The sequence below is a fragment of the Candidatus Thermoplasmatota archaeon genome, from assembly GCA_018814355.1.
Taxonomy (GTDB): Archaea; Thermoplasmatota; Thermoplasmata; order UBA10834; family UBA10834; genus COMBO-56-21.
On the sequence record JAHIZT010000026.1, the window covers coordinates 1 to 4292 of the forward strand.

General features: G+C 54.7%; 6 protein-coding genes. 4 read left to right on the forward strand and 2 right to left on the reverse strand.

Features of this window, described 5'->3' with window-relative positions; translation table 11 throughout:
• Positions 1 to 68 precede the first annotated feature (68 nt).
• The gene (locus tag KJ653_01165) at positions 69 to 446 is read left to right on the forward strand and encodes a zinc ribbon domain-containing protein (GenBank protein MBU0684447.1); all 378 of its coding nucleotides are present in this window, start codon (positions 69 to 71) and stop codon (positions 444 to 446) included.
• Positions 447 to 548: 102 nt separating this feature from the next.
• Here KJ653_01165 and KJ653_01170 read toward each other — a convergent pair whose 3' ends face one another.
• Complete coding sequence (locus tag KJ653_01170; protein ID MBU0684448.1) at positions 549 to 1667, reverse strand: MFS transporter; 1119 nt, start codon at positions 1665 to 1667, stop codon at positions 549 to 551.
• A gap of 73 nt (positions 1668 to 1740) precedes the next feature.
• On the reverse strand, positions 1741 to 1920 hold the full coding sequence (locus KJ653_01175; GenBank protein MBU0684449.1) for a hypothetical protein: 180 nt from the start codon (positions 1918 to 1920) through the stop codon (positions 1741 to 1743).
• Positions 1921 to 2048: 128 nt separating this feature from the next.
• On the opposite strand from KJ653_01175, the gene rpe reads away from it, so the two are divergent.
• The 3 genes from rpe to fen are packed head-to-tail and all read left to right on the forward strand — an operon-like array spanning position 2049 to position 3995.
• Complete coding sequence (rpe, locus tag KJ653_01180; GenBank protein MBU0684450.1) at positions 2049 to 2711, forward strand: ribulose-phosphate 3-epimerase; 663 nt, start codon at positions 2049 to 2051, stop codon at positions 2709 to 2711.
• Positions 2712 to 2743: 32 nt separating this feature from the next.
• Positions 2744 to 2932, forward strand: coding sequence for a hypothetical protein (locus KJ653_01185; protein ID MBU0684451.1), 189 nt, complete (start codon positions 2744 to 2746; stop codon positions 2930 to 2932).
• 43 nt (positions 2933 to 2975) lie between these two features.
• Positions 2976 to 3995: a flap endonuclease-1 gene (gene fen, locus KJ653_01190; GenBank protein ID MBU0684452.1), complete on the forward strand. Its 1020-nt coding sequence runs from the start codon at positions 2976 to 2978 to the stop codon at positions 3993 to 3995.
• Positions 3996 to 4292 lie beyond the last annotated feature (297 nt).

Sequence of the window (4292 nt, forward strand, 5' to 3'; positions counted from 1 at the left end):
CATCGCCTATGAAAACCCCATAGGGAGGAAAGGGCCTAGGTCCGAAAGACCTTAGGTAGGTAGGACGATTGGGATACGAGGAATTGGTGATGCGATGTCCTTGTTGCGAAACCGAGAATCCAGATGATGCTATTTATTGCGCATGGTGCAAGAGGCCTTTTGGCCTCAAGCCCGACGAAATAGCACTTTGGCATATCGAAAACAAGGATGGCCAAATCAGGGGGATGTACAAGGGTACGATTGAGAGGTTTGGTTTCGCCTTGAAGATAGTGACAGGGCTCACTGGTGTCACGCTCTTTCTGACAGGTCTTTCAAATGCGGTCAAGTTAGAGTTACATCCTTCCTCAGGAGATTGGGTGCTGATGCTAGGCGGTATCGTCGTTGGTGCTTCGCTATTCTTGTATTGGCCATACATCGAATGGAAAAACAAGAAGAAAGGGGTATAGCTCCGATCTCACGCTAGAAGGACATGGAACAAAAGGATGAGCTAGGGAACAATGCTATTCATTTTGTCTACGAGCTATTTGAATAGGTTGTAGACACAAGCTTCATTTCGGGCTCCAGGAAGGCAATCTAAGCCGATAAAACTCTCCAGAGCGCTTGAGGTCGTATATGAAGATCGAGAGCGCTATGATCGACATTGCGGTGGCTATGGCAATCGTGCCCTTGAAATCGAATGCCATCACCGCCACTCCGCCGAGGACGGGTCCTATGATGCCTGATATGCTCATCGTGCTGGAGAGAAGCCCGGCCGCAGTTGCCTTCTCCACGTTCCGGTCCATCACGTACCTGAGGCTTCCGACATACAGACACGCCCAAGAGAATGCTAGAAGGGCTTGAGAAGGTATGATCTCCCAATAGCTGCCAGCTAACGTGAATGTGAAGAAGGTCAATGCTGAACTCCCAAGGCCGACGGCGACGAGGAGCGACGGGTCGTACCTATCCAGGAGCATCATGAAAAAGAATTGGCCGACCGAATTCACACCGTAGATGACGCCTATCCATTGGTGGGTCGCGCCTATGCTCTCGAGAAAGAGAGGGTACGTGACCCATATCATGCTGGCTCCAGTGTGTCTTATCAACATGGATGAGTACACTCGCGCGTTCTTCTTGATCAGATTTCTTGGAAAGAACGGAACCTGCATCCTTGCATCGGTTTTGAATGGCAAGCTCAGGGCGATGGCGAACGACACGAACACTATGATCGCGCAGAAGATGTAGGCGTCCTCGTACCTCACAAAAGCCACCACCGCATTGGTGCCGATCGCCCAGCCAAGGGCACCCCAGGCGCTGAATGCGCCCATCTTGCCCTTCATGTCGTATGCGTATGCGAGAAGCGCAGCCGGGAACATGCCCGAGCAGAACCCGATCAGTATCCTGACTGAGGCAAAGAGGACAAGCCCTCCCCAGGCCAAGGATGCGACCTGCAAGAGGGTTGCTATCCCGGACAGGAGAAGACCAGCTAGGAGGATGTTGCGTCGGCCGTAGACGTCAGAACCACGGCCGAAGATGTAACTCGAAATGAATCCGGCCGCAGCAAACCCGCCCGCTATCAGACCGATGGTCCCTTTCGAGGCCCCCAGCTCGTTCTGGAGTATCAGCGGGACGATGACAACGGGACCAAACAGGCCCGCGTTTGAGAGCAGCTGTATGGTCTCTGGTTTCATCGATGGCGAGAATCAGAGAGTACTATATCCCACTTTTGGGCCAGTCGGGCTGGATGTTGGGGAGGGCTGTGTTCTACCAGCCGAGCCTGTCGAGAGTGCGGTCCTTCTTGGTCTTCTTCTTGAATTCCTTGTAGTGCGCCTGGCACAGATGAACGCTCTTCGATGGGTCGGCTATACTCAGTCCCGCTTTCTCGACCTTCTTTCCTGAGATGGACCTTACCGCCTCGGCCTTACAGCCCTCGATTTCGCACATCTGGACCTTGTCCACAGCATGCCTCGGTTCGGGCATGCACCGCTAATCCGGATGATGGTATTAAAAGCGTTCGCAAGATCGAATCAACACCAAAACCAATAATACGCTGTGAGTGTGTTGCGCGTCTCATGCCTCTTGTCGCACCATCGATACTGGCTGCGGACTCCTCAAAGCTTGGTGAGGAGGTCTTGAGAGTGTCCCAAGCAGGAGCGGACTACATCCACATCGATGTCATGGACGGCTTCTTCGTGCCCAACATCACGATAGGCCCGTCCATGGTCAAGAGCCTGCGGCAATACTCGAGCCTCCCGTTCATTTCGCACCTGATGATCACTCATCCAGAAAGGCACGTGAAGGCTTTCGCAGATAGCGGATCCGACATTATCGAGATCCACATCGAGGCCGAGCAAGATGTGAAGCAGACGCTACGCATGATCCGCGATCTGGGCAAGAAGCCGGGACTCGCCGTGAATCCTCCAACTCCAATCGACAAGGCGTTTCCATATCTGGACGAGATCGACCTGCTCTTGGTCATGTCTGTGAACCCTGGCTTCGGGGGTCAGATGTTCATGCCCGAGGTCCTTCCGAAGATAGGCCTGGCAAAGAAGGAGATGGAGCGCCTTGGCAGAAGCGTGCCCGTGGAGATCGATGGCGGCATAACGCCGGAGACTGGAGAGCTTGCGGCGAGGGCGGGTGCTGACATCCTGGCCGCCGGCACATCGGTGTTCAAGGCACCCAGCATGAGGGCGGCCATCGAGGCACTTAGGATGTGTGGCGCCTCGAAGGATTAATATCGTCGTGGATGCTCAAGGGGTCTGGTCATATGTCTGAAAGATTGCTTGAACACCCATTGCTCGTGTACGTCACGTTCGTGCTACCTATGCTGCTTCTGGTTGTGGGAATCGCGGTCAACGCGAGCGTCTTCCTGATCATGCTGGACTTGGCCTGGCTAGGCGTTTCGTTCATAATCCTTTACCTGCCGATCGCTTCGGACAACGGCTCTTCGCAGTGAGTCGGTCCATGCCAGTCTTGAGACCTTTGGGAGTTGACGGTCTATGGGAGTCGACATCTCGGGCCTGATCGAGGCCAGGAAGATCGCGCTCGAGGACCTCACTGGCAGGTCCATCGCGATCGATGCGTTCAACACCCTTTACCAGTTCCTTTCGATGATCAGGCAGCCCGATGGTACCCCCCTCATGGACAAAGACGGCAGAGTCACGTCTCATCTGTCCGGACTGTTCTACAGGAGCGCTGCCCTTCTGGAGCTAGGGATCAAACCCGCATACGTTTTCGATGGGAAACCGCCAGAGCTCAAGAAGAAGACCATCGAGGCCCGGAAAGCTGCGAAGGTCGTGGCTGAGAAAGAGTGGAAGAAGGCTCTTGAAGAGGGTGATCTCAAGAGAGCTCTGTCGAAGGCGACCAGGACATCGAGGCTCGATTCGGACATGATTGAGGAGTCTGTCTCTCTTCTGGACGCGATGGGCATTCCGTGGATCAAAGCTCCCGGCGAGGGGGAGGCTCAGATGAGTCACATGGCCAGAAGAGGGGATGTGTGGGCAGGCGCCTCCCAGGACTTCGATGCGATCCTGTTCGGAACGCCCAATCTTGTCAGGAACCTGACGCTCGCGGGAAAGCGCAGGCTGCCCTCTGGAAAGACAGTCGATGTCTTCCCTGAGGTTGTGACCTTGGGTGAGGTCCTGTCTGCGCTCGAGGTCACCAGAGAACAGCTGGTGGACATGGGCATACTCATAGGCACCGATTTCAACGAAGGAGTCAAGGGAATTGGGCCCAAGAAGTCCTTGACGCTCATCAAACGTCTGGGGAGTCTGGAGGCGATAAGGGCGGAAGGAAAGGTCCAGGTGCCTGAGGAGTTCGGGGAAGTCAGGAGAGTATTCCTGGAACCTGAGGTTACTGATTCGTATTCATTGAAATGGAAGGAGATAGATGGAGAGAAGGTCCGGAGAATCATGTGCGATAGACACGGATTCTCGGTCGACAGGGTGGATGCTGTAGTCGCGAAGATCACCGCCAAGGATAATGTGAGGTCCCAGAAGAGCCTGGACTCCTGGTCGTGATTCTAGAAGGATCTTGTAGCGATTGACAACGCCCCTCAGAGATCCATCTCATGCTGCGACTCGGTGTTGAAAGAGCAGCGCCGATCTCGCCTTGTTCATGGAATCCGTCCTGCGGAGACCCCCCAATCCATTGGAGGGAGGAAGCAGGTCGTCCGACCCTCCGCAACTTCTGATCCCTGATATGCCTCGCTATCGCTTCCGCAGACACATGCCCCACCGTCCCAATGTGATAGCTCGGGCTCCATAGATGCCCCTCCCGGGACATTGTCTGCAGGATTGGATGCTCGTCGAACAACA

Coding starts and splice junctions, on each gene's coding strand:
- KJ653_01170 (MBU0684448.1), bottom strand. CDS start 1,667: ATGAAACCAGAGACCATACAGCTGCTCTCAAACGCGGGCCTGTTTGGT.
- KJ653_01175 (MBU0684449.1), bottom strand. CDS start 1,920: ATGTGCGAAATCGAGGGCTGTAAGGCCGAGGCGGTAAGGTCCATCTCA.
- rpe (MBU0684450.1), top strand. CDS start 2,049: ATGCCTCTTGTCGCACCATCGATACTGGCTGCGGACTCCTCAAAGCTT.
- KJ653_01185 (MBU0684451.1), top strand. CDS start 2,744: ATGTCTGAAAGATTGCTTGAACACCCATTGCTCGTGTACGTCACGTTC.
- fen (MBU0684452.1), top strand. CDS start 2,976: ATGGGAGTCGACATCTCGGGCCTGATCGAGGCCAGGAAGATCGCGCTC.